The organism is Geobacillus sp. ZGt-1, assembly GCF_001026865.1.
GTDB lineage: Bacteria > Bacillota > Bacilli > Bacillales > Anoxybacillaceae > Geobacillus > Geobacillus thermoleovorans.
On sequence record NZ_LDPD01000029.1, the window covers coordinates 1 to 642 of the forward strand.

Below are 642 nucleotides of genomic sequence, written 5' to 3' on the forward strand. Positions count from 1 at the left end.
TATAAGGGGATATAAGTAAAATCAGGAACTGAATGTACGTGCAAAAAGATGCGTCGATCGGTGCTCCCATATCTCTTGGATGACGAAAAAGAGGCCGATCTCCTCCATCGTCTGGATCCACCATAGGGCTCGTTCTCTCGCTTGGGCGATGGCAGGACCAATTTTTCTCCAGCGCTCCGCAAAAAACCAATGAAGGTGGTTCAAATTTCGGAATAAACGTCGGACATAAAATAAAACCCCTTCATCCGTAGGAAGGAGTGGAGCCTCCTCCATCCCCCGTTTCGGAGTCAGGCCCAACCGTTCTTTCACCACTCTCCATATGGTGGGCAACGTATACTGAAAATAGGGGAGAAGAAATGAAGGCAACACGGCCACCGTCCTCCTGCACTCCGGGCAGCGATACCGAGCGATCCAAATGCGATAAGACTGATGCGACGTCACGGCATTTCGTTCGTAGTACCCATGGCGATAAAGAGGTCGTTTTGCCTGGCAATGAGGGCACCGCTTAAGAAGGGGAAAGTCGTTTTGTTTTCCCCGCTGGGCATATGTCTGGACATCGACCTGAAAGTCATGAAACCGAATCACGTCCTCGTCCCCCCCTCTGAAAATCACCCATGTCCCATTCCGAAATAATTCACAAAA

1 protein-coding gene is annotated in these 642 nt (G+C 50.0%); it reads right to left on the bottom strand.

Annotated features, from left to right (window positions below; all coding sequences use genetic code 11):
• Positions 1 to 21 precede the first annotated feature (21 nt).
• Positions 22 to 585: a DUF6431 domain-containing protein gene (locus VU18_RS20865; protein ID WP_011229674.1), complete on the bottom strand. Its 564-nt coding sequence runs from the start codon at positions 583 to 585 to the stop codon at positions 22 to 24.
• Positions 586 to 642 lie beyond the last annotated feature (57 nt).